The following is a 22,951-nucleotide window of genomic DNA, read 5'->3' on the forward strand; positions in this document are numbered from 1 at the left end:
GCATGGAAGGGCCATCGCTCAACGGATAAAAGCTACCCCGGGGATAACAGGCTTATCTCCCCCAAGAGTCCACATCGACGGGGAGGTTTGGCACCTCGATGTCGGCTCATCGCATCCTGGGGCTGTAGTCGGTCCCAAGGGTTGGGCTGTTCGCCCATTAAAGCGGTACGCGAGCTGGGTTCAGAACGTCGTGAGACAGTTCGGTCCCTATCCGTCGTGGGCGTAGGAAATTTGAGAGGAGCTGTCCTTAGTACGAGAGGACCGGGATGGACGCACCGCTGGTGTACCAGTTGTTCTGCCAAGGGCATAGCTGGGTAGCTATGTGCGGAAGGGATAAGTGCTGAAAGCATCTAAGCATGAAGCCCCCCTCAAGATGAGATTTCCCATAGCGTAAGCTAGTAAGATCCCTGAAAGATGATCAGGTTGATAGGTTCGAGGTGGAAGCATGGTGACATGTGGAGCTGACGAATACTAATAGATCGAGGACTTAACCATATAATATGTAGCAATGTTATCTAGTTTTGAAGGAATATATATTTAAAATTCCTTTTGACATTCTGAAAAGAATGTGTATAATGATAAAAGTCTGGTAATGATGGCAGAGAGGTCACACCCGTTCCCATACCGAACACGGAAGTTAAGCTCTCTAGCGCCGATGGTAGTTGGGACCTTGTCCCTGTGAGAGTAGGACGTTGCCAGGCTTGTATTATTCCGCAGTAGCTCAGCGGTAGAGCTATCGGCTGTTAACCGATCGGTCGTAGGTTCGATTCCTACCTGCGGAGCCATTATGCTTCCATAGCTCAGCTGGTAGAGTACTTCCATGGTAAGGAAGAGGTCACCGGTTCAAGCCCGGTTGGAAGCTTGGAAAAGTTTTTAAATTTTTGGCCCGTTGGTCAAGTGGTTAAGACACCGCCCTTTCACGGCGGTAACACGGGTTCGAATCCCGTACGGGTCACCACTTTTGGAGGATTAGCTCAGCTGGGAGAGCACCTGCCTTACAAGCAGGGGGTCGGCGGTTCGATCCCGTCATCCTCCACCATATATGTTTAAATGTCGGAGGGGTAGCGAAGTGGCTAAACGCGGCGGACTGTAAATCCGCTCCTTCGGGTTCGGCAGTTCGAATCTGCCCCCCTCCACCATTTTCTTAAAAATAACCTGAAAGGGTTTATTTTTTTGAGAAGATAACCATACTAGTAAATATTAATGGGCTATAGCCAAGCGGTAAGGCAACGGACTTTGACTCCGTCATGCGCTGGTTCGAATCCAGCTAGCCCAGCCATTTACGAGCCATTAGCTCAGTTGGTAGAGCATCTGACTTTTAATCAGAGGGTCGAAGGTTCGAATCCTTCATGGCTCACCATTTTCGCGGAAGTAGTTCAGTGGTAGAATACAACCTTGCCAAGGTTGGGGTCGCGGGTTCGAATCCCGTCTTCCGCTTTATTACTAAGGGGCCTTAGCTCAGCTGGGAGAGCGCCTGCCTTGCACGCAGGAGGTCAGCGGTTCGATCCCGCTAGGCTCCATCTAAATAGAAAAAGCTTACATCATATGATGTAAGCTTTTTTGTGTTTAAAAAGACAACTTTTATATTTATCGTTTAAAATGAAGAAAACGTAAAAATAAGGGATGGGGGATAATTGTGAAAGTTGTTATTGCATCTGATTCATATAAAGAAAGCCTAAAAGCTATAGAAGTATGTGAAGCTATTGAAAGAGGTTTTAGAGCAATTTTTCCTAATGCAAAGTATGTGAAAATACCAATTGGAGATGGAGGAGAAGGGACGGTTGAATCGCTTGTTGATGCTACAGGGGGGAGAATTATATCAATTAGTGTGACAGGACCGCTTAGAGAAAGTGTACAAGCTTTTTATGGCGTGTCTAAAGATAAAAAGACAGCTTTTATTGAAATGGCAGCAGCATCAGGATTACAGCACGTTCCAGTTGAAAAGCGAAACCCACTTATTACAACGACAAAAGGAACAGGAGAACTTATATTACATGCGCTAAATCAAGGGGCGGAGTACATAATTTTAGGACTTGGAGGAAGTGCTACAAACGATGGTGGGGCAGGCATGTTAGCAGCTTTAGGAGTAAGATTTATAAATGACAAGGGTGAAGTAATAGATCCATCTGGAGGTACGTTACATTCGATTGTTGCTATTGATTTTTCACAAATGGACCCACGCTTAAAGGGGGTAAAGATAGAAGCGGCATGTGATGTGGATAATCCATTAGTCGGAATGCAGGGAGCATCTTTCGTATTTGGGAGACAAAAGGGTGCGAATGTAGAGATGATGAAAGAGCTAGATGAGAATTTAAAACATTATGCGAATATCCTTAAAAGATATGTATCTTCTGATGTATCTGAAATACCTGGTGCAGGGGCAGCAGGAGGAATGGGAGCGGCTGTTATTTCAGTGCTAAAGGGAGACTTGCGAAGGGGCATTGAAATTGTATTGGATTATACAAATTTCGATAAACATATAGAAGATGCAGATCTCATTATAACTGGTGAAGGTAGAATAGATGAACAAACTGCATATGGGAAGGCTCCTGTTGGTGTTGCGGGGCGTGCGAAACGTTTTTCTGTGCCTGTAATTGCTATTGGAGGGTCTGTATCATCTGATTATTCAGCCGTGTACGAGAAAGGAATAGATGCGGTATTTAGTATTACAACGAGACCGATGACACTAGAAGAAGCATATAGAGTAGCAGAAGAAAATATTGAAATGACAACGAAGAATATTGCAACAGTATGGAAAATAGCGTCAGAAAAACACTTCTAAATGTAGGGGTGTTTTTTTATTATTATTTAATAATAGTGATTGTGATTGTTTCATTAAGTTAACTTTATACATAGAATAGTCTTGAAATTTGATTTTCAACGTGAATATAAGTGAATAATTTGTATATCCATACAGAAAAATGTCGAGTTGAGTCAGACTATATAAAAGATTTAAAATATTTAGTGAAGGCACAGAAGGGGGATACTATCTATGAAAAAAGAAATCTCAGTTATTGGAGTTCCAATGGATTTAGGGCAGATGCGTCGTGGCGTTGATATGGGACCGAGCGCAATCCGTTATGCAGGGGTAATTGAAAGAATTGAAGAAATTGGATATAACGTTAAAGATATGGGAGATATACGTATAGAGAGAGAAAAAGAGATAGATGAAAATACAAAATTAAGAAACCTTACACAAGTTGCAACTGTATGTAATGAATTAGCAAGTAAGGTGGATCATATTATAGAAGAAGGTCGTTTTCCACTTGTATTAGGTGGTGACCATAGTATTGCTATCGGTACATTAGCTGGTGTAGCAAAACATTATAAAAACTTAGGTGTTATTTGGTATGATGCACACGGTGATTTAAATACAGAGGAAACTTCACCATCTGGAAATATTCACGGTATGTCACTTGCAGCAAGTTTAGGTTATGGACATTCTTCACTTGTAGATTTATATGGAGCATATCCAAAGGTGAAAAAAGAGAATGTCGTAATTATCGGTGCGCGTGCATTGGATGAAGGAGAAAAAGATTTCATTCGCAATGAAGGTATTAAAGTGTTCTCAATGCATGAAATTGATCGTATGGGGATGACGGCTGTTATGGAAGAAACAATCGCATATTTATCTCATACTGATGGTGTACACTTATCATTAGATTTAGATGGTCTTGATCCTCATGATGCACCAGGTGTTGGGACGCCTGTAATTGGTGGTCTATCTTATCGTGAAAGCCACTTGGCGATGGAAATGTTGGCAGAAGCGGATATTATCACATCTGCTGAATTTGTTGAGGTAAATACGATTTTAGATGAGAGAAATAGAACGGCAACAACAGCAGTTGCTTTAATGGGTTCTTTATTCGGTGAAAAACTAAAATAAATGTAAGAAAAGCAACTGAGAAGTTGCTTTTTTTATTTGAAAATAAGCGTATAATAATGATTTATATTATACTGTACAATAAAAATGTTTGACATCTTACCAATTTGAGCTAAAGGGGGTTGTTTGTAATTGTCGTTTGTTTCATGTATGGTATAATTAACTAGTTGTTGGAAATACATACAGATAGAGCATAAAACAATATTTCAATATACGGATAGAATTGCTCGTAAGTAGGAGGAAGGGATAGCATGCCTTTTGAAGATACGACCATTTTGAAATATCTTAGTACGGCATTAGATATTGCCATTGTATGGTTTATTATATATAAGCTAATTCTTATAATCCGAGGGACGAAAGCTGTTCAACTTTTAAAAGGGATTACAGTTATTATCGTCGTTAAGATGATCAGTATTTTCCTTGAATTGCGTACGCTATCTTGGCTAACTGAACAAGTATTAACGTGGGGATTTTTAGCCGTTATTATTATCTTTCAGCCAGAATTGCGAAGAGCACTTGAGCAGCTAGGGCGCGGGAGTTTATTTTCGCGTGTTGGAACGCATGAGGATGATGAACCTGAAATGGTTGCAACAGCGATAGCAAAAGCAACCGAATATATGGGGAAACGTAGAATTGGTGCATTAATTACTTTGTCAAAAGAGACCGGTATGGGTGATTATGTGGAAACGGGTATTCCGCTTAATGCAAACGTATCATCGGAATTACTTATTAATATTTTTATTCCAAATACACCTCTTCATGACGGAGCGGTAATTATGCAAGGAAGTACAATTAAAGCAGCAGCATGCTATCTTCCATTATCAGAAAGTCCGTTTATTTCTAAAGAATTAGGAACTAGACATCGTGCTGCAATGGGAGTTAGTGAAGTTACTGATAGTATTACAGTAGTTGTGTCTGAAGAAACTGGTCAAATTTCTTTAACGAAAAATGGTAAGTTGCATCGTGATTTGAAGACAGAACAGCTGAAGGATATGTTATTAGCTGAATTTAGTGGGAACGAAAAAACGACTTCTTCGTCTTTATGGAATTGGAGGAGAAAGCGTCATGGATAAGTTAATGGAGAATCATTGGTTTTTAAAAGGGATCTCATTACTATTGGCGTGTATGCTTTTTATGTCAGCGACGTTAACTGAGAAAAATACGACATCAGGTATATTACCTTTTGCAAATGATACGAAAGAAACATTAACTAATTATGAGATTAATCTTAAGTATGATGAGGAGAAATATATTGTAAGTGGTATTCCAGCAGAGGGCGTTAAGGTGAAGTTAGAAGGCCCAAAAGCATCAGTTGCTACAGCAAAAGCAAAAAAACAATTTGACATACCAATTGATTTGCGAGATAGTCCAAAAGGAACTTATGAGATTTCTTTAAAAACGAACGGGCTTCCAGACGATGTGAAAGGAACAGTTCAGCCATCAACAATTAAAGTTACTCTTCATGAAAAGGCGAGAAAATATGTTCATGTAGATTTGAAATTATCAAATGAGGATCAAATGCCAGCGGGGGCTACTCTCGAAAAATCAAGCATTAAACCGGATACTGTTGAGGTAGTTGGGACGAAAGAAGAAATTGAAAGCATTTCATCTGCCAAAGCGTATGTTGATTTAAAAGGTGTTAATAAAACTGTTACAAAAACGCCCGAAGTTACATTATACAATAAAGAAGGAAAACGTTTAAATGTAAGAACAAGTCCATCTAAAATTAGTGTAACGTTGAATGTGGCAACGCAAACTACAGCCAATAATACTGAAAAAACTGTTCCTGTAACGTATACGAAGAAGGGGAGTTTAGCAGAAGGATTGGCAGTTACAAATATCAGTGTCGAGCCAAGAGAGGTAACGATAGCTGGTCCAAAAGATATTTTGGATAATATACAATCGCTAGAGGGGGTCGAAGTAGATCTTAGTCAATTGACAGAGTCTACAACATTCGATGCCTCTGTTTTATTACCCAAGGGTGTAACCAGTGCAAAACCGAATCAAGTGAAGGTTTCAGTGGGAGTGCAAAAAACAAAACAAACGAAAACAAAAACGATTGATGGCATCCCAATCCAAAAAAATGGACTTTCTAAAGATGTTACGGCTCAGCTAATTTCGCCGCAAGATGGAAAGATAAGTGTTGATATTTCAGGAGAAGCAAGTATAGTAGATAAAATAACAGCTGCCCAAATAACAGCGGTAATTAATTTGCAAAATGTATCTTCAGGGACGAAAGATATTTCTATTCAAGTGAGTGGTCCTGGTAATATTTCAATAGAGCCAAAACAAAAAAGTGCTAAAGTTACTATTGTAAAGAAAGAAAAACCAGATAAAGAAGTACAGGGTAACGGTCAACAACCGGATTCAAACACCAATCAAGAAAATCAAAATGAGAAGCCAAAAAATCCTGAATCCAATCAAGAAAAAGAAACGGAACAGGAAAGTAATCAAAATAAAGATAAAGATAAAGATAAAGATAAAGATAAAGAAAATAGTCAAGAACCAACGGTAGATAACCATAATCAAAAAGAGCAAGAAAAAGGAGCGAATCATAATGGGTAAATATTTTGGTACAGATGGAGTACGTGGAGTTGCAAATAAGGAGTTAACACCTGAATTAGCTTTCAAAATTGGGCGTTTTGGTGGTTATGTATTAACAAAAGATACAGATCGTCCAAAAGTAATTATCGGTCGTGATACACGTGTATCTGGTCATATGTTAGAAGGAGCTTTAGTAGCAGGTCTATTATCAACTGGAGCAGAAGTAATGCGCCTTGGCGTTATTTCTACACCGGGCGTTGCTTATTTAACAAAAGCACTAGATGCACAAGCAGGTGTTATGATTTCTGCATCTCATAATCCAGTACAAGATAACGGTATTAAATTCTTTGGTTCAGACGGCTTTAAATTAACAGATGAGCAAGAAGCTGAGATTGAAGCTTTATTAGACAAAGAAGTTGATGAACTACCACGTCCGACAGGTACTAATCTTGGACAAGTGAGTGATTACTTTGAAGGTGGACAAAAATATTTACAGTACATTAAACAAACTGTTGAAGAAGATTTCTCTGGCCTACATATCGCTTTAGATTGTGCACATGGTGCAACTTCGTCTCTAGCTCCATACTTATTTGCAGACCTAGAAGCTGATATTTCAACAATGGGAACTTCTCCAAACGGTATGAATATTAACGAGGGTGTAGGATCTACACATCCAGAAGGCTTAGCTGAATTGGTAAAAGAAAAAGGTGCGGATATCGGACTTGCTTTTGATGGCGATGGCGACCGTTTAATTGCTGTAGACGAAAAAGGAAACATCGTTGACGGTGATCAAATTATGTTTATTTGTGCGAAGTACATGAAAGAAACTGGTCAATTAAAACATAATACAGTTGTTTCAACTGTTATGAGTAACTTAGGTTTCTACAAAGCACTTGAAGCAAACAATATTACAAGTGATAAAACAGCAGTTGGTGACCGCTATGTAATGGAAGAGATGAAACGCGGTGGTTACAACTTAGGTGGAGAACAATCAGGCCATATTATCTTACTTGATTACATTACAACTGGTGACGGAATGTTAAGTGCACTTCAACTTGTAAACATCATGAAAATGACGAAAAAACCATTATCTGAGCTTGCAGGAGAAATGACGAAATTCCCACAATTGCTAGTAAACGTTCGTGTAACAGATAAAAAATTAGCATTAGAAAATGAAAAAATTAAAGAAATTATTCGTGTTGTAGAGGAAGAAATGAACGGTGATGGCCGTATTCTTGTTCGTCCATCTGGAACAGAGCCACTTATTCGTGTAATGGCAGAAGCACCAACACAAGAAGTTTGTGATGCATATGTACATCGCATTGTAGAAGTTGTGAAAGCCGAAGTTGGCGCTGAGTAATTAGCTGAATTTATATGAAAAAGGAGCACAAAAAGTGCTCCTTTTTCATATGTTTTATAGACGATGAAAAAAATTTCATTGACGGTTTATCCATGTTTGTTATAAGATGGTCTTGTTCTTTTTCTCAAAGGAAATATTGTGAATTATAAAAGCGCCAGAACTACAAATAGTGTAGTTGACGAGGTGGGGTTTATCGAGATTTCGGCGGATGACTCCCGGTTGTTCATCACAACCGCAAACTTTTACTTAAATCATTAAGGTGACTTAGTGGACAAAGGTGAAAGTGTGATGAGAGAAGAGGAACGGATGAAAACTAGCTGTATAAGTATATACGGACTTAAACCCAATCGAGAGGAAGGTGAAAGCCGTTACAAGCTTACAGGGCTAGCAATATGTAATCCGTTTTTTTAGTATAAATAAAAATGGTATCGGACTATGTCGTTACATGTTCGCAGAGCAGTGTAAGCATTTGTAACGGCGACTAAACATGTGTGGAATCGTAGGATTTATTGGAGAGCAAGATGCAAAGGAAATTTTATTAAAAGGTTTAGAAAAGCTAGAATATCGTGGATATGATTCAGCAGGTATTGCAGTACAAGCAGAGAACGGTGTTGTTGTATACAAAGAAAAAGGCCGTATCGCAAAACTTCGTGAAATCGTAGATGAGAACGTAGCAGCAAGCGTAGGTATCGGACACACACGCTGGGCTACACACGGTGTTCCAAGTAAAGTAAACGCGCATCCGCATCAAAGTACATCAAAACGCTTTACACTAGTTCATAACGGTGTAATTGAAAACTATGAATTAGTGAAAAAGGAATATTTACAAGATGTAACGTTCGTAAGTGAAACAGATACAGAGATTATCGTACAGCTTATGGAACAACAAGTGAGCACAGGATTAAGTGTAGAAGAAGCGTTCCGTAATACGCTATCTCTTTTACATGGCTCTTATGCAATCGGATTACTTGATGCTGAAAATCCAAACATGATTTATGTTGCTAAAAACAAAAGCCCGCTATTAGTAGGTGTTGGTGACAACTTTAATGTTGTGGCGAGCGACGCTATGGCGATGTTACAAGTTACAGATCAATTTATTGAGTTAATGGATAAAGAAATCGTAATCGTAACGAAAGAAAGTATTACAATTAAAAACTTACAAGGTGAAACGATTGAACGTGCACCGTTTACAGCGGAATTAGATGCAAGTGATATTGAAAAAGGAACATACCCTCATTTCATGCTTAAAGAAATCGATGAGCAACCACTTGTAATCCGTAATATAATTCAAAAGTATCAAGATGAAAATGGCGAGATTGAATTAAATCAAGACATTCGCAATGCGATTTTAGATAGCGATCGTATTTACATCATTGCATGTGGAACGAGCTATCATGCAGGTCTTGTTGGAAAACAATTTATCGAGAAGTTTGCAAAAATGCCAGTTGAAGTGCATGTAGCAAGTGAATTCTCTTACAACATGCCATTATTAACAGAAAGACCATTCTTCATTTACATTTCACAAAGTGGTGAAACTGCTGATAGCCGTGCAGTACTTGTACAAACAAATGAAATGGGTCATAAAGCATTAACAATTACAAACGTGCCTGGTTCTACTCTTTCTCGTGAAGCTGATTATACACTTCCGTTATATGCTGGACCAGAAATTGCAGTTGCATCAACGAAAGCTTACACAGCACAGCTTGCAGTACTTTCAATTTTAGCAGCTGATATTGCTAAAGCAAAAGGTGAAGTTCTTGATTTCGATTTAACACACGAACTAGGACTTGTAGCAAATGCAATGATAGAACTTTGTGATCAAAAAGAAGAAATGGACGCATTAGCAAAACAATTTTTAGCGACAACGCGTAACTGTTTCTTCATCGGACGTAGCGTAGACTTCTACGTAGGATTAGAAGGTGCGTTAAAACTAAAAGAAATCTCTTACATCCAAGCAGAAGGATTTGCTGGAGGAGAGTTAAAACACGGTACAATCGCTTTAATCGAAAATGGTACACCAGTTATCGCACTTGCTACACAAGAGCACGTAAACCTTGGAATTCGCGGCAACGTGAAAGAAGTAGTAGCACGCGGAGCTAACCCATGTATCATCTCAATGAAAGGCTTAGAAATGGAAGGAGACAGCTTCGTATTACCAGCTGTACACGAAGCACTAGCATCGCTAGTAGCAGTTATTCCATTACAACTTATTTCATACTACGCAGCACTTCACCGCGAGTGTGACGTTGATAAGCCACGTAACTTAGCTAAGTCTGTTACTGTTGAGTAGGAGATTGGTAGGTTAATAAATATATGAATCGGTACCCCTTTAGATATTGTATCTAAAGGGGTATTTTTTATTGAAAAAGAAAATCTAAAATTGGTAGGTGAATAGAACCCTATAGATTAAATTTTTACTTTATCAGATTTACTTTTATTTATCTGAATTTTCCGCTATCATTTTAAGTATGCGTGAACAATTTTCTTTATTATGAAGAGAAGAGACGATAGATTCATGGACATTATAAGGGGGCTTATTATATGGAAGTGAAAGCAAAAACATATTTAAGTATAGAAGAGATTATTTCATTACCGACCTTAGCGAGTACAAATATAAGTGATGATGGCAAAAACGTAGCATTTGTAAAGAAGACAGCTAACTGGGAAGACAATGCGTATAGAAATCATGTATGGATATATGAGAAAGATAAAGGGCAGAGTTACCCACTAACAAATGGAGATATAGATAGTACACATCCATTATGGTCTCCAGATTCTAAGACTATTGCATACCTTAGCCCAGGTGGGGACGGGGCTAATACAAATCAGATCTTTGTTAAGTCAATAGACGGTGGTAGTGAGGTTCAAATTACGAATGAGAAGGATGGAGTTAATACATTCAAATGGGAGCCTACTGGTAAAGGTTTTTATTATATTGCACAGTCAAAAGAATGTGAGGGCATAAAGAAACGTAAGGAACTATATGGAGATTTCCACCATGTAGGTAAGGAACATCGAAATAATTGTTTATACTACATTGAGATAGAAAAGGTAATACAAAATGATAAAGAGGAACGCGAGATTAAAGGTGCTTATCAACTAACGGATGGTAAGGATTTTTATATACATAACTTTGATATTTCAAATGATGGGAAAAAGGTTGTATGTATGGTTACACCAAACTTAAACGATTATATGAATAGTGATCTATACATATTAGATGTTGAAGCTGGGGCACTACAAAAGATGAATATAAATAAGTTGTTAGGAGCGAGTGTCTGCTTTTCTCCAGAGGGCAGCAAAATTTGTTACTCAGCAAGCATAAGAGAGAAGGATTACTATAGAAACCATATACAAGATAGTACATTAGAGATATATGATATGAATACGGGAGAGGTAATTCAACCTTTAATAAATTTTGATAGTACGGTTATGCCATTACAGTGGACGGCTAAAGGGATTTTAATTAGATGGCAGGATAAAACGAATTACCGTATTGGATTGCTATGTGAGAATGGCACTGTGGAAATGCTAAACGAACCAGTAGATGGGTTTATAATGGATGCCTCTATAACAAAGGATGGCAAATATATATCCTACAATAAGGCAATAACAAATGAAACCTTTGAAATCTATTTAGACAATAAAAAAATAACGGATGAAAATAGCTTTTTCAAAGTGAAACTTAGAAGTAACAGGGAAATCATCTCATGGAAAAGTAGCGATGGTCTTGAAATAGAAGGTGTTTTATCAACGCCAGTAGAGTTTGATACTAATAAAAAATATCCTTTATTAGTAGTAATTCACGGCGGTCCGGCTTGGGCGTCTTTTCCGATATTTTCAGACTGCTTCAATGAGAAATATCCGATTGAACAGTTTATCGAAAAAGGCTTTATCATTTTAGAACCAAATTACAGAGGAAGTTCAGGTTATGGTAATGAATTTTTAAAAGCTAACTATAGAAAACAGGGGATTGCTGACTACGATGATGTTATATCTGGAGTGGATGAACTAGTAGAAAAAGGGATGGTAGACAAGGATAGAGTAGGAGTTATGGGATGGAGCAACGGTGGATATGTATCAGCTTTCTGTTCTACATTTAGTAGTCGATTTAAAGCTATTTCAGTTGGCGGTGGAATCACTAACTGGAGTAACCATTATGTAAATACAGATATACCTTACTTTATTAGAATGTATTTAGGAAATACTCCATGGAATGATCCAGATATATATATGAAGACATCACCTATGACGTATATTAAATCAGCTTGTACGCCTACCTTAATTCAGCATGGAGAAAAGGATGCAAGAATTCCAATTACAAATGCATATGATCTATATCAAGGATTAATGGATATGGAAGTGGATACAGAATTAATTATATTTAAAGGAATGGCATATAGTCCTAATCAGCCGGGAATGAATGTAGCTATTATGAAGCAGAATTTGATGTGGTTTTCACACTATATTCTTGGAGAAAGTATGGAGGGTTTTAGAACTTTATAATGGATGTTTGTACAAGACATAAGGCTGAAACGGTCTTCATCTTGAGATGATTTATTATAAAATATATACTTAAACTAATATCTGTACACACATCAGGGAGGACTAATATGACAGGAAATAAAAATGACTTACTAGTAGAAAAACGTCAAGAGTTATTGAAAGTATTGCAAGCTCGTTTTGAGAAAAATATGAACCGCCATGAAGGTCTTGAATGGGCTAAGGTTGAAGCTAAGATAGAAGCTAATGCTGAAAAATTATGGTCACTTAACGAAATGGAAGTAACTGGCGGTGAGCCGGATGTTGTCGGTTATGATGAAGAAAAGGACGAATATACTTTCTATGATTGTTCAAAGGAGAGTCCTAAAGGCCGCAGAAGTCTTTGTTATGACCTTGAAGCGTTAGAATCAAGAAAAAAACATAAACCAGAAAATAACGTTATTGATGTTGCCAATGCTATGGGCATTGAATTATTAACGGAAGAACAGTATCGGGAATTGCAACAACTTGGCGATTTTGACATGAAATCATCAAGTTGGGTACAAACACCTTCAGATATTCGAGAACTCGGTGGTGCTTTATTTTGCGATTATCGCTTTGGACATGTTTTCGTGTACCACAATGGAGCAGACTCTTACTATGCTGCCAGAGGTTTTCGTGGCTCGTTAAAATTTTAAATTAGGATAAATAAGAAAAAGAGCCTATACTCAGGCTCTTTTTCTTATTTATATTTTAAAAGTAAACTGTTACTACGCAGTTTTACTTAATTTATATGTTCCGTGGTTATTTTTACGGAAAAGTTTAGGGAAAACATAGCCATCTAATCCAATACGTCCAGCGTTTTGCCCTGCAACTAAAATGAACATAGTTAAAATAAGCAGATTTGGGTTTACACTAACAGTTCCGCTTAATAAAAATGAAAGATTCATTATGATTCCGAAAAATGCAGCTGTTTTTGTTAATCCGCCTAAAATTAAACCTAGACCTACTAAAATTTCTCCCCATTGAACTAAAAAGCTAAATAGGTCTGCGTTTGGAAGAACAAAATGTTGAAGAAAATCTGCCCACCAACTTTGTACTGCAGGATGGTCACCTGATGCTTGAGCGATAGCGCCCTTTAGAAAACCACTTGCATCAAAAGATTGTCCGAAAACTTTACCTATCCCAGCAGCGAGCCATTTATACCCTATGTAAAGCCGTAAAAGTAATAATATGAAAGCAGCACGTTTATCAGTTCTTAAAAAATTGATAATCATTGAAATCCCTCCAATATTGTATTTACAAGTTTATTATATATCCATTGTGAAAAGATTCACAATGGATAAAGTGTGAACAAAAATGGTGTTTTTATAAAATGAAAAAGGCATATAACAATCATATGTTATATGCCTTTTCTAATATATACTTAGTAACTTATTTAGGTAATGTAAATTTAGCTTTTTTACCTTGTGAAATATCTTTAGCTTCTTTATTTCTCATAGGTCCTAACTCAATCTCAAAGCTTTTGTCTTTCCAAATCTTTTCATACTGCTCTTGATCTAAAATATATACTTGTAGTAACTCTCCAGATGTTCCAGTTTTAACTGCAGCATTATAGTCATAATTTAATAGCATACCTTCATTAATCGTATATTGTGTACCATCATTCACTCTTAATGTAGAGCTTATAGGAGATAGTGAAACGTCTTGAACATCTTTGTTATCAAGCTTGAATTTTACTGTTAACAGAACAAGACCGTTTTTAAAATTTGCAAAGCGTGGAGCTTCGACGGAATTTGGTGTGAATTGAGTGAATTGGTATCCGTCTAATGTAACATTAACAGCGCCTAATTCTTGGTTGTTATTAATACTTGATTTCTCTTTTAACATTTTTTTATCGCCCATGTTATTAGCTGTAGCTTTATCTTGGTAGAAAGTATTATCTGTTGCAACTTTTTCAGCACCCTGTTTGTTTAAACTTAATGAAAAGCTTCCAGGATTTCCGATTGGAGCATCAAATTTTCCTTTATTAGCTTGTGCATTTGGGACTGTGACTGAGACTGTTGAGAGACTTGAAATTTTCGCTAGATCATCTTTTCCGAATGGATAAGCGATATAACCAGAAATAGTTTCTCCTGCTTTTACTAAGTAATCATTCGTTGGAGCAAGTTTAGTTGGGAGCTGATCTTCTTTTGGAATTAAATCTTTATAGTTACTATATGCTTTCTGCGCGCCAGTAAATGACATGTCCAATGCTGGCATATAATAAATATCTTTAGCTGAACTATTTTTTACGCTGTAGTTCACAAGAATAACTCCGCCTTCTGTTTGACGATTAAACGGAATATCGAAGTTTGTATGGAATCCATTTAATTCAACTAATGTGTAACTATTCATTGATACTGAAACATCTTCAGCTTTATAGACTTGTGGTTCTTTATTTTCAAAAAGAACTTTTGTTTTACCACCTGTTTCTTTTTCCATATAGGAAATCAGCTTAGAGTAGTCGCTTGATCCAGTAGCTGTATTTTCAGGCTTTTTATCTTCAGTTTTTTTATCTTCGGATTTTTTTTCAGTAGGTTTACTTTCTTTCGTTGTATCTGTTTTTTCCGTTTTGCTTTCTTTTGTTGCATTCTCTTTTTGTTCTTTATTTGTCGTATCGCTTTGACCACAGCCGGTTATTACAAAAGCTGCTACGATTACTGCAGAAAATAAAGAAAGTAATTTTTTTGACATATTTCTTCCCCCTATTTGTTTAAAACTAAATTCTCACATTAGCCCCACGTTTTATTATAAGAAGGTTAGTCAATATTTACCAGTATTTTTCTGATTATTTCCATTATTTATTATATTATAATATAATAAATTCGATAGAAGTTTGGAATGGAATATTGGTTTTTATTTTTTTATCATTTGAAATAGTACATCATATTGGTATGATAGAAACAGAGATATATGGAAAGGAGACAAGGACTCGATATGTGGATGAACTTGTAATGATTAGAAATTGGATAGATGAATTTTTCTCTCATAAGTGAGGGTTTATTTAGCTATTTATAAATCATGCAAGGACTGCATAGTTGGCTTGTACATCCCTTTTGTAAGGACAGAGGTCTAGGTGGGGAAATTTATATCTCTTATATAAAATATGCGTCCTTTAAACTTGGAGGAGTATATGATGAAACAATTAAAAAATAAAGTAGCAGTTGTTACAGGCGTAAGTCGTCTAGACGGTATAGGAGCAGCGATTTGTAAAGAATTAGCTGAGGCAGGATACGATATATTTTTTACGTATTGGACGAATTATGATAAAGAGATGCCTTGGGGCGTCGATAAAAATGAACAAATACAATTAAAAGAAGAGCTATTACAAAAAGGTGTTAGAGTATTGAGTATGGAGTTAGATTTAACTCGGAATGATGCACCGAAAGAGCTTTTAAATAAAGTTACTGAACAATTAGGGTACCCTCATATATTAATTAATAATGCAGCATATTCTACGAATAATGATTTCTCTACGTTGACTGCTGAAGAATTAGATAAGCATTATATGGTGAATATTCGTGCGACTACATTGCTCAGTAGTCAATTTGCCCGAGGATTTGATAAGAAATCTGGTGGTAGAATTGTTAATATTACTTCGGGGCAATTTCAAGGTCCTATGGCAGGAGAACTAGCTTATGCGACAACGAAGGGAGCTATTGATGCTCTTACTAGTACGTTGTCAGCAGAGGTAGCTCATTTAGGAATAACAGTGAATGCAATTAATCCAGGACCAACCGATACAGGATGGATGACTGAAGAGATAAAACAAGGGTTAAAGCCAATGTTTCCTTTTGGCAGAATTGGTGAGCCAAAGGATGCAGCTAGACTCATTAAATTTTTAGTAAGTGAAGAAGCTGAGTGGATTACGGGGCAAGTTATTCATTCAGAAGGTGGGTTTAAAAGATAAAAAAGAAGGTATCTCACCTTAGTGAGATACCTTCTTTTTTAATCTTTCTTCAGTCTTCGTGCAACACCATTTCCTAAAGACTGTAATCCTTGAACGAGGATAATTAAAATAAAGACAGTTGCATACATTACTTCAGGCTCGTAGCGTAAATGTCCGAAGCGGTATGCTAAATCCCCTAGCCCGCCAGCACCCACAAGGCCAGCCATTGCTGTTGCGCCAATTAAGCCAATTGTTGCGATTGTTAATCCAAGTACAAGGGAGGGACGAGCTTCTTTAACCATGACGTGCCAAATGATTTTTATAGTAGAGACTCCCATCGCTTGGTAGGCTTCAATGACACCGCGATCGACTTCTAGTAAAGCTGTCTCCATTAAACGTGCGATATAAGGAGCTGTGAAGACGACAAGAGGTACGATAACACCTTGTACGCCAATGGATGTTCCCATTAGAAACTTTGTAAAAGGTAAGATGAAGAATAATAGAATGATAAATGGAAGAGAGCGAATGATATTAATAATTGTATTAAGAATAGGATAGATGATTTTATTTTCACGCTGCCCACCAGGTCTCGTTAAAACAAGTGTGACGCCAAGTGGCAGTGCAATAAGGATTGAGATGAGTAATGAAATAGATGTCATTTGAAAGGTTTGAATTGTGGCTTCCCATATGACTTTACCCCATTCATCCAAAAAGGACTTGTTTCCCATAATCTGTTCTACCTCCTTCTACAATGATTCCTTGCTCTTGTAAAAATGATAAAGCACGGTGGATTTCATTTTGTTCTCCTTGCATATGAACGACTAGTTTCCCATATGCTTCATGTTTTAACTGCGTAATATTACCGGATAAAATATTCGGATACACTTGGAAACGTTTTGTGGCAACAGCTAAGGCAGGTTCACCTGAAGTAGTGCCAATAAATGAAAGTGTTACAATTTCTCCAGTATTCTGTAGTTCTTTCTGTACCTCTTCTGGAATTTTAGCTGCAAAGGCGCTATTTACAAATTTCTTCGTTGTTACATGTTGTGGGTTTGTGAAAATATCTTTCACAGTCCCGCTTTCGACTACAGATCCATGTTCCATAACGGCAACGCGGTCGCATATACGTTGGATAACGTTCATTTCGTGTGTAATGAGTAAAATCGTAATTCCAATTTCTTCGTTAATCTTTAATAACAAATCAAGAATAGAATCAGTTGTTTCTGGATCTAAAGCACTCGTTGCTTCGTCACTTAATAACACTTCAGGCTCATGTGATAGTGCACGTGCAATTGCAACGCGCTGTTTTTGACCGCCAGAAAGTTCACTTGGATAAGCATCTTTTCGATTGAAAAGATCGACAATGCGTAAATATTTTTCTACCCTTTTTTTAATTTCCACTTTTGGAATACCAGCAAGGCGTAAAGGTAATGCAATGTTTTCATAGATGCTAACAGTTTTAAGTAAATTGAATCCTTGAAAGATCATTCCGATTTTTTGTCTCGCTTTTGCTAGTTCTTTTGTCGATAACGTTGTTAAGTCTTGTTCGTTTACAATGATATTTCCTGTCGTTGGTTTTTCTAATAAATTTACACATCGAATCAATGTACTTTTACCAGCGCCACTATACCCAATGATTCCAAATACCTCGCCTTTTTCTACTTTAAGGGAAGTAGACTTAAGAGCCTCAACATTCCCTTTTTTTGTTGTAAATACTTTGGATATGTTTTTTAATTCAATCATTATCGTCAGCTCCTACCAAGATGGTAAAACTGAACCATCAAATTTTTTCTCGATAAACTCTTTTACTTCTTTAGATTGATAAGCTTTCTTTAATTTATTTACAACGGCATCATCTTTATTTTCAGTACGAACAACAACCCAGTTCACATATGGTGAATCTTTTCCTTCGCGGAAAATAGAATCTTTCGCTGGACTTAATTTTGCACCTAATGCAAAGTTTGTGTTAATTGCAGCTGCTTTCACTTCACTTAGTTGCGTTGGTAATTGAGATGCCTCTAATTCGACAATCTTTAATTTTTTTGGATTTTCAATTACATCTTTTGCAGTCGCTTTTTCTGTAGCCTTTGGATCAACTTTTAAAACCCCTGCTTTTTCAAATAATTTTAAAGCTCGAAGTTCATTCGTTGGGTCATTTGGTACAGCAATTGCATCGCCCTCTTTTAAGTCTTTTACATCTTTTATATCTTTAGAATATACGCCCATAGGGAATGTTACTGTTGAAAATACTTCAGCTAATTTCATATTGCGTTCAGCTTTAAATACATCTAAATACGATTTCGTTTGGTAGCTATTTACATCAAGGCTTTTTTCATCTAAAGATACGTTTGGCGCTACATAATCATTAAATACTTTTATGTCAATTTCCAGACCATCTTTTGCTGCAACTTCTTTTACCTTTTCAAAAATTTGTTCATGTGGTCCACCTGTTACACCGACAGTAATCTTTTTCTCGTCTAATGCTTTTACCTCTTTATCTGAAATCGCGCTACATGCGCCTAATAATAATACTGCTCCGCTTACAATGCTTAATAATACCTTTTTCATCTATAAATCCCCCTTCATATACGTTCCAAAATAAAAAGCACCTCCCAAAAATAAGAGAGGTGCCGAATAGACGAAATAGATTCCTCTCTTATCTTCCAAAACGAAAACTCGTTTTGCAGGAATTAGCACCTTAGCTTATACGTCATAAGCTCGGTTGCCGGGCATCATCGGGCCAGTCCCTCCGCCACTCTTGATAAGAGTATGTGTATGTAGTTTTGAATATGGTACTAATAGTAAATCTTACAAAAAGAATTGTCAATTATATTTTCAGAATATATTTTATTTTAAGGTAATCGAAACATTTCCTTTCTTATGGCCCATTTCTACATACGTATGGGCTTCTACAACTTCTTCTAATCGGTAAGTTCTATCAATAACAGGTTTTAGCTTTTCTGTTTCAGCTAGTTGTTTTAGTAGGTTCATATCTTCTTTACTGACCTTTGCCATCATTCCGTTCACAGATACATATTTTCCATTAGGCATTAATGCATCTGTACAAAGAGACTTTTTATATTTTCCAACTGCGTCAAATATAATATCGTAGTGATCGCCCCGCTTAGTAAAATCTTCTTTCATATAATCAATTACGTTGTCTGCCCCTAAAGCTGTTACTAAATCGAAATTCGAACTACTACAAATGGCTGTGACAGTCGCCCCGAAGTATTTAGCAAGCTGTACGGCAGCTGTCCCTACTGACCCAGAGGCGCCGTATATAAGTACTCGTTGCCCTTTTTTATCTGTCCTTTTCTAAGGAAGTGCAATGCTGAAGTTCCGCCAAAAGGAATAACGGCAGCTTCTTCATATGTCACATTGGTAGGTTTTAATGCTATTAATCCACTTTCATGCACGCATGTGTATTCCGCATAACCACCAAGGTTTAGTTCTGTTAATGCAAAAACTGGATCTCCTTTTTTAAATTGTGTTACATCTGATCCAATGTCTTCGATTTCACCGGATAACTCTACGCCAAGTATAGGTTTTCTCGGTTTTCTGAAACCTAATATGATCCGCATAGGAATCCAAAATAAGAGGGGGCTATTAAAGCCACGTATTCTACAATCTCCAGTCGATACACTTGTTGCGTGAATTTTAACTAATACTTCATTTTTCTTAGGTTTAGGCTTTTCTATATTTTGAAGCTGGAGAACATTAGGTGGTCCATACTTTGTGCAAATAATAGCTTTCATAATGACCTCCTGAAATGAGTTGTTATTATTTACATCATATTTAAACTTTTTCTCAAACATGTTGCTATATAGGAAATAAATTTAAAGAAGAATATTACGAATTATATAGATTTCATAGGAAAAGAGATGATATTATTTTTGGGAAGGAGGGGACGTTATGAAAAAATTTATTTTAATTTCAAGTTTAGTACTTGCAGTCGGTCTAGGAGTAGGGTGTAGTAATGAGAAAACAAAAAAGACTGATGAGCCGAAAAAAGAAGCTGTGCAGAAAGAAAAGGAATTAACAGCGAAGGATGTTTTCAATAAAGCGAATGAAGCTTTTAAAAACGAAGAAAATGTAACGATGACATATGATGTGGGAATAAAGGCTGAAGGAACAGAGATGAATGTAATAAAGGCCAAAATGCAATTAGAGCCGAAGCAAAAAAATTCTCGTTCTGAAATGAATGTTTCTGGTACAGAGGTTGTTGTTTATGATGTGGGTGGCAAAATTGCTGGTCAGTTGAAAAATCCTAATACGGGTGAAGTGATGTCTGTACCAGAGGAACAATTAAATGCTAACGGAATGAATGCAACTCAAGGAATGGTAGATAATTTAGAGATTCCATCGGAAATTTTAAATAAAGTGAAGATGGAGAAAAGTGGAGATAATTATAAGCTGAAGTTTGCATTAAAAGGGCAAGAGACAGAGAGTATGTTAGCTAGTATGGATGAAAAGCAGAAACAAATGCTACAAGGCCAAAATGCAAAGATAGAAGAAATAGATGGAGAATATATTATTACAAAAGATTTTAAATATGAATCAGCAAAGATAGATATGGTTATGAGTAGCAATGGTGAGGATAAAGCGCACATTATTACGGATGCGAAGTTTACATCGTATGATAAATTTGATCCAATACAATTGCCAGCAGCAAAGTAATCACTGTCAAGAGAGGTACCTGAAAGAACGGGTATCTCTTTTTGTTGCTAGTAAGGAGAGTGTCCTTTGAAAAAAAGAAAGATAGTAGTGGTCATTGTCGCATATACGGTTTTGCTTGCAACGTCTGTACATACGTATAAAAAACAAATTGATCATCCTATTATGAGTGATGTAGGTAAATTGCTTCCGACAAAAATAAAACGTGTTGAAAGTGCTACGGAAGAGCACTCGTTAATAAAATTAGTGCGAGATGCAAAAGTTTCAGGAGAGAAAATTTCCATTGCAGGCATGCAACATAGCCAAGGAGGACAGACATATTATCCGAATGGCACGATGCTCGATATGAAAGGATATAATAAAATATTAGAATTCGATCCAGAGAAGAAGCGTATTACAGTTCAAAGTGGTGTCACGTGGAATGATATTCAGAAGAAAATAAATCCATATGGCCTTGCGGTACAGGTCATGCAGTCTCAAAATATTTTTACTGTTGGTGGTTCATTAAGTGTAAATGTACATGGGCGTGATATTCGTCATGAGGCACTAATTGATACAGTAGATTCATTTAGATTGTTAATGGCAGATGGCACGGTACGTAATGTAAGTAGAGAAGAAAATGCAGAGTTATTTCCATATGTCATTGGGGGTTACGGTTTATTTGGAGTTATTTTAGATGTGACGCTGAAGTTAACAGATGATGAATTATATGAAATGCACACGAGAATGATAGATTATAAAGAATACGCATCTTATTTCAAAGAGAAAGTGAAAAGAGATGAGAATGTTCGTATGCACTTAGCGCGTATTTCTGTTGCTCCAAATTCATTTTTAAAAGAGATGTATGTGACGGATTATACTTTGGCACAAAATCAAAATATGAGAGAAGAGTACAGTGAATTAAAGGAAGAAAATATTATAGCTGCACCTAAATTTTTACTTGGGTTATCACGTTATAGCGATTGGGGAAAGAATACATTTTGGGATATACAAAGAGGTTATTTTGAACGTACAGATGGAAAGTATGAGACGCGTAATAATGTTATGAGATCAGATAGTGCTTTTATGGAATATGAAAATCCAAATAGGACCGAAGTGTTACAAGAATACTTTGTGCCTATAGATGCTTTCACGGAGTATATAGATGATTTACGTAACGCATTAAATGAAGAAGAGTTTAATTTACTCAACATTACGATTCGTTACGTGGAAAAGAATGAAAATGCAGTTTTGTCCTATGCGAAAGATGATATGTTTGCGCTGGTTCTTTTGATTAACCAGGGACGCTCAGAGAGTGAGATAAAGAAAACAGAGGATGTCATTCGGAAGATGATTGATGTTACTTTAAAGCATAACGGTAGTTACTATTTGCCATACTATTCTTATCCAACGAAAGAGCAGTTAAAAAGGGCATATCCTCGTATTGAAGAATTTCTCAAGAAAAAGAAGGAAGTAGATTCAGAAGAGAGATTTGTTAATTTATTTTATAGGGAGTATACGAAATGACATATAGAAGATTTGTGGCTTCGCAAAGTATTATCATGATGGCAGGAAGTATGGTATTTCCTTTTTATATATTATTACTTCGAAACGTTGGAAATAGCTTCTCGCAATTTGGCTGGGCGTATGGCTTATTTGCTTTAACATCAGCACTTGTATATCCACTAGTAGGAAAGGTATCTGATCAAGTAGGTGATAAAAAATTATTAATCATATACGCTTGGTCCATGGCAATCTTAATGCTTTGCTTTCCGATTGCCACGGAAGTATGGCATGTGTATATTCTTCAAATTGTAATGGGAGTTTTAGGTGCTGTGCAGCGTAATACTGAGAAAACTTCATTAGCACGAAAGGTTGCGCAGGAAAAGGCTGGTTATGAGATTGGAAAATACCATGTGTGGACATCCATTGGCGGAGCAGTAGCGGTTATTGCCACGGGATATTTAGTAGATTTCTTTACGATCGGTACAATTTTTTATATTGCATCTATTCTATATGTAGTGAGCGGGATTGTATTAAGTAGTAAAAAAATATAACTATTCCTATTTTCACCTTAATACCCTTTATTTGTTATACT

General features: G+C 36.8%; 17 protein-coding genes, 9 tRNA genes, 2 rRNA genes, 2 pseudogenes and 1 riboswitch (1 of these 31 running past the window's edge). Of the genes and pseudogenes, 24 read left to right on the plus strand and 6 right to left on the minus strand.

Translation table 11 applies throughout. The annotated features are described in order from the left end of the window. The 20 genes and pseudogenes from ACW0JX_RS00885 to ACW0JX_RS00980 all read left to right on the plus strand — a co-directional run. A 23S ribosomal RNA gene (locus ACW0JX_RS00885) occupies positions 1-495 on the plus strand; it begins 2,427 nt to the left of the window's first position. 90 nt (positions 496-585) lie between these two features. Further along, a 5S ribosomal RNA gene (gene rrf, locus ACW0JX_RS00890) occupies positions 586-701 on the plus strand. A 9-nt stretch (positions 702-710) separates the two neighbouring features. Next, positions 711-785: transfer RNA gene (locus tag ACW0JX_RS00895), tRNA-Asn, on the plus strand. A 4-nt stretch (positions 786-789) separates the two neighbouring features. Then, positions 790-862, plus strand: a tRNA-Thr gene (locus tag ACW0JX_RS00900). A gap of 21 nt (positions 863-883) precedes the next feature. Continuing rightward, positions 884-958, plus strand: a tRNA-Glu gene (locus tag ACW0JX_RS00905). Positions 959-963: 5 nt separating this feature from the next. Continuing rightward, a tRNA-Val gene (locus ACW0JX_RS00910) sits at positions 964-1,039 on the plus strand. 16 nt (positions 1,040-1,055) lie between these two features. Then, positions 1,056-1,139 (plus strand) — tRNA-Tyr (locus ACW0JX_RS00915). Between the two features lie 65 nt (positions 1,140-1,204). Beyond that, positions 1,205-1,279 (plus strand) — tRNA-Gln (locus ACW0JX_RS00920). Positions 1,280-1,284: 5 nt separating this feature from the next. Beyond that, positions 1,285-1,360: transfer RNA gene (locus ACW0JX_RS00925), tRNA-Lys, on the plus strand. 5 nt (positions 1,361-1,365) lie between these two features. Continuing rightward, positions 1,366-1,437, plus strand: a tRNA-Gly gene (locus ACW0JX_RS00930). A 10-nt stretch (positions 1,438-1,447) separates the two neighbouring features. After that, positions 1,448-1,520, plus strand: a tRNA-Ala gene (locus ACW0JX_RS00935). A gap of 116 nt (positions 1,521-1,636) precedes the next feature. Then, entirely contained in the window at positions 1,637-2,782 is a 1,146-nt protein-coding gene (locus ACW0JX_RS00940; protein WP_000869577.1) for a glycerate kinase, read from the plus strand. A 210-nt stretch (positions 2,783-2,992) separates the two neighbouring features. Then, entirely contained in the window at positions 2,993-3,886 is an 894-nt protein-coding gene (gene rocF / locus ACW0JX_RS00945; protein WP_000711581.1) for an arginase, read from the plus strand. 248 nt (positions 3,887-4,134) lie between these two features. Beyond that, positions 4,135-4,956, plus strand: coding sequence for a diadenylate cyclase CdaA (gene cdaA / locus ACW0JX_RS00950; RefSeq protein ID WP_001115697.1), 822 nt, complete (start codon positions 4,135-4,137; stop codon positions 4,954-4,956). Further along, a complete protein-coding gene (locus ACW0JX_RS00955; RefSeq protein ID WP_459245255.1) occupies positions 4,949-6,448 on the plus strand; it encodes a CdaR family protein in 1,500 nt (499 codons plus the stop codon). Before cdaA ends, ACW0JX_RS00955 begins: the two co-directional genes overlap by 8 nt. After that, the gene (gene glmM / locus ACW0JX_RS00960; RefSeq protein WP_000521476.1) at positions 6,441-7,787 is read left to right on the plus strand and encodes a phosphoglucosamine mutase; all 1,347 of its coding nucleotides are present in this window, start codon (positions 6,441-6,443) and stop codon (positions 7,785-7,787) included. Before ACW0JX_RS00955 ends, glmM begins: the two co-directional genes overlap by 8 nt. A gap of 288 nt (positions 7,788-8,075) precedes the next feature. Then, a pseudogene (locus tag ACW0JX_RS00965) lies at positions 8,076-8,262 on the plus strand (hypothetical protein). Between the two features lie 12 nt (positions 8,263-8,274). After that, the gene (gene glmS, locus ACW0JX_RS00970; protein ID WP_459245256.1) at positions 8,275-10,077 is read left to right on the plus strand and encodes a glutamine--fructose-6-phosphate transaminase (isomerizing); all 1,803 of its coding nucleotides are present in this window, start codon (positions 8,275-8,277) and stop codon (positions 10,075-10,077) included. A 251-nt stretch (positions 10,078-10,328) separates the two neighbouring features. Then, positions 10,329-12,293, plus strand: a complete 1,965-nt coding sequence (locus ACW0JX_RS00975; protein WP_095689906.1) for a S9 family peptidase — start codon at positions 10,329-10,331, stop codon at positions 12,291-12,293. Positions 12,294-12,400: 107 nt separating this feature from the next. Further along, complete coding sequence (locus ACW0JX_RS00980; RefSeq protein ID WP_095689905.1) at positions 12,401-12,967, plus strand: DUF4256 domain-containing protein; 567 nt, start codon at positions 12,401-12,403, stop codon at positions 12,965-12,967. A gap of 72 nt (positions 12,968-13,039) precedes the next feature. On the opposite strand, the gene ACW0JX_RS00985 is transcribed toward ACW0JX_RS00980, so the two are convergent. Next, positions 13,040-13,546, minus strand: coding sequence for a DoxX family membrane protein (locus ACW0JX_RS00985; protein WP_064531583.1), 507 nt, complete (start codon positions 13,544-13,546; stop codon positions 13,040-13,042). 157 nt (positions 13,547-13,703) lie between these two features. Then, positions 13,704-15,005: a DUF5068 domain-containing protein gene (locus ACW0JX_RS00990; protein ID WP_095689904.1), complete on the minus strand. Its 1,302-nt coding sequence runs from the start codon at positions 15,003-15,005 to the stop codon at positions 13,704-13,706. A gap of 439 nt (positions 15,006-15,444) precedes the next feature. On the opposite strand from ACW0JX_RS00990, the gene ACW0JX_RS00995 reads away from it, so the two are divergent. Next, positions 15,445-16,221 (plus strand): SDR family oxidoreductase, encoded by a 777-nt coding sequence (locus tag ACW0JX_RS00995; protein ID WP_459245257.1) that lies wholly within the window; start codon positions 15,445-15,447, stop codon positions 16,219-16,221. Positions 16,222-16,259: 38 nt separating this feature from the next. Here the strand turns inward: ACW0JX_RS00995 and ACW0JX_RS01000 are convergent, their stop codons facing one another. The 4 genes and pseudogenes from ACW0JX_RS01000 to ACW0JX_RS01015 all read right to left on the minus strand — a co-directional run bounded on the left by ACW0JX_RS01000 (position 16,260) and on the right by ACW0JX_RS01015 (position 19,955). After that, the gene (locus ACW0JX_RS01000) at positions 16,260-16,928 is read right to left on the minus strand and encodes a methionine ABC transporter permease (RefSeq protein WP_000527151.1); all 669 of its coding nucleotides are present in this window, start codon (positions 16,926-16,928) and stop codon (positions 16,260-16,262) included. Beyond that, positions 16,903-17,943 (minus strand): methionine ABC transporter ATP-binding protein, encoded by a 1,041-nt coding sequence (locus tag ACW0JX_RS01005; protein ID WP_069354751.1) that lies wholly within the window; start codon positions 17,941-17,943, stop codon positions 16,903-16,905. The genes ACW0JX_RS01000 and ACW0JX_RS01005 overlap by 26 nt, the downstream gene beginning before the upstream one ends. A gap of 12 nt (positions 17,944-17,955) precedes the next feature. Beyond that, the gene (locus ACW0JX_RS01010; RefSeq protein ID WP_095689901.1) at positions 17,956-18,768 is read right to left on the minus strand and encodes a MetQ/NlpA family ABC transporter substrate-binding protein; all 813 of its coding nucleotides are present in this window, start codon (positions 18,766-18,768) and stop codon (positions 17,956-17,958) included. Positions 18,769-18,853: 85 nt separating this feature from the next. Continuing rightward, positions 18,854-18,968: riboswitch (SAM riboswitch) on the minus strand. A gap of 79 nt (positions 18,969-19,047) precedes the next feature. After that, positions 19,048-19,955: pseudogene (locus tag ACW0JX_RS01015) on the minus strand (NAD(P)-dependent alcohol dehydrogenase). Between the two features lie 157 nt (positions 19,956-20,112). On the opposite strand from ACW0JX_RS01015, the gene ACW0JX_RS01020 reads away from it, so the two are divergent. The 3 genes from ACW0JX_RS01020 to ACW0JX_RS01030 all read left to right on the plus strand — a co-directional run bounded on the left by ACW0JX_RS01020 (position 20,113) and on the right by ACW0JX_RS01030 (position 22,910). After that, positions 20,113-20,877, plus strand: a complete 765-nt coding sequence (locus ACW0JX_RS01020; protein ID WP_000713524.1) for a DUF6612 family protein — start codon at positions 20,113-20,115, stop codon at positions 20,875-20,877. Between the two features lie 66 nt (positions 20,878-20,943). Further along, positions 20,944-22,380, plus strand: a complete 1,437-nt coding sequence (locus ACW0JX_RS01025) for an FAD-binding oxidoreductase (protein WP_000746313.1) — start codon at positions 20,944-20,946, stop codon at positions 22,378-22,380. Beyond that, complete coding sequence (locus ACW0JX_RS01030) at positions 22,377-22,910, plus strand: MFS transporter (RefSeq protein ID WP_000222367.1); 534 nt, start codon at positions 22,377-22,379, stop codon at positions 22,908-22,910. The genes ACW0JX_RS01025 and ACW0JX_RS01030 overlap by 4 nt, the downstream gene beginning before the upstream one ends. The last annotated feature ends 41 nt before the right edge of the window (positions 22,911-22,951 follow it).

Source organism: Bacillus sp. C-3-6, from assembly GCF_054509685.1.

Excerpts from the sequence above, each read along its gene's own strand:
- rocF (WP_000711581.1), top strand. The coding sequence starts at position 2,993 with ATGAAAAAAGAAATCTCAGTTATTGGAGTTCCAATGGATTTAGGGCAG.
- cdaA (WP_001115697.1), top strand. The coding sequence starts at position 4,135 with ATGCCTTTTGAAGATACGACCATTTTGAAATATCTTAGTACGGCATTA.
- ACW0JX_RS00955 (WP_459245255.1), top strand. The coding sequence starts at position 4,949 with ATGGATAAGTTAATGGAGAATCATTGGTTTTTAAAAGGGATCTCATTA.
- glmM (WP_000521476.1), top strand. The coding sequence starts at position 6,441 with ATGGGTAAATATTTTGGTACAGATGGAGTACGTGGAGTTGCAAATAAG.
- glmS (WP_459245256.1), top strand. The coding sequence starts at position 8,275 with ATGTGTGGAATCGTAGGATTTATTGGAGAGCAAGATGCAAAGGAAATT.
- ACW0JX_RS00975 (WP_095689906.1), top strand. The coding sequence starts at position 10,329 with ATGGAAGTGAAAGCAAAAACATATTTAAGTATAGAAGAGATTATTTCA.
- ACW0JX_RS00980 (WP_095689905.1), top strand. The coding sequence starts at position 12,401 with ATGACAGGAAATAAAAATGACTTACTAGTAGAAAAACGTCAAGAGTTA.
- ACW0JX_RS00985 (WP_064531583.1), bottom strand. The coding sequence starts at position 13,546 with ATGATTATCAATTTTTTAAGAACTGATAAACGTGCTGCTTTCATATTA.
- ACW0JX_RS00990 (WP_095689904.1), bottom strand. The coding sequence starts at position 15,005 with ATGTCAAAAAAATTACTTTCTTTATTTTCTGCAGTAATCGTAGCAGCT.
- ACW0JX_RS00995 (WP_459245257.1), top strand. The coding sequence starts at position 15,445 with ATGATGAAACAATTAAAAAATAAAGTAGCAGTTGTTACAGGCGTAAGT.
- ACW0JX_RS01000 (WP_000527151.1), bottom strand. The coding sequence starts at position 16,928 with ATGGGAAACAAGTCCTTTTTGGATGAATGGGGTAAAGTCATATGGGAA.
- ACW0JX_RS01005 (WP_069354751.1), bottom strand. The coding sequence starts at position 17,943 with ATGATTGAATTAAAAAACATATCCAAAGTATTTACAACAAAAAAAGGG.
- ACW0JX_RS01010 (WP_095689901.1), bottom strand. The coding sequence starts at position 18,768 with ATGAAAAAGGTATTATTAAGCATTGTAAGCGGAGCAGTATTATTATTA.
- ACW0JX_RS01020 (WP_000713524.1), top strand. The coding sequence starts at position 20,113 with ATGAAAAAATTTATTTTAATTTCAAGTTTAGTACTTGCAGTCGGTCTA.
- ACW0JX_RS01030 (WP_000222367.1), top strand. The coding sequence starts at position 22,377 with ATGACATATAGAAGATTTGTGGCTTCGCAAAGTATTATCATGATGGCA.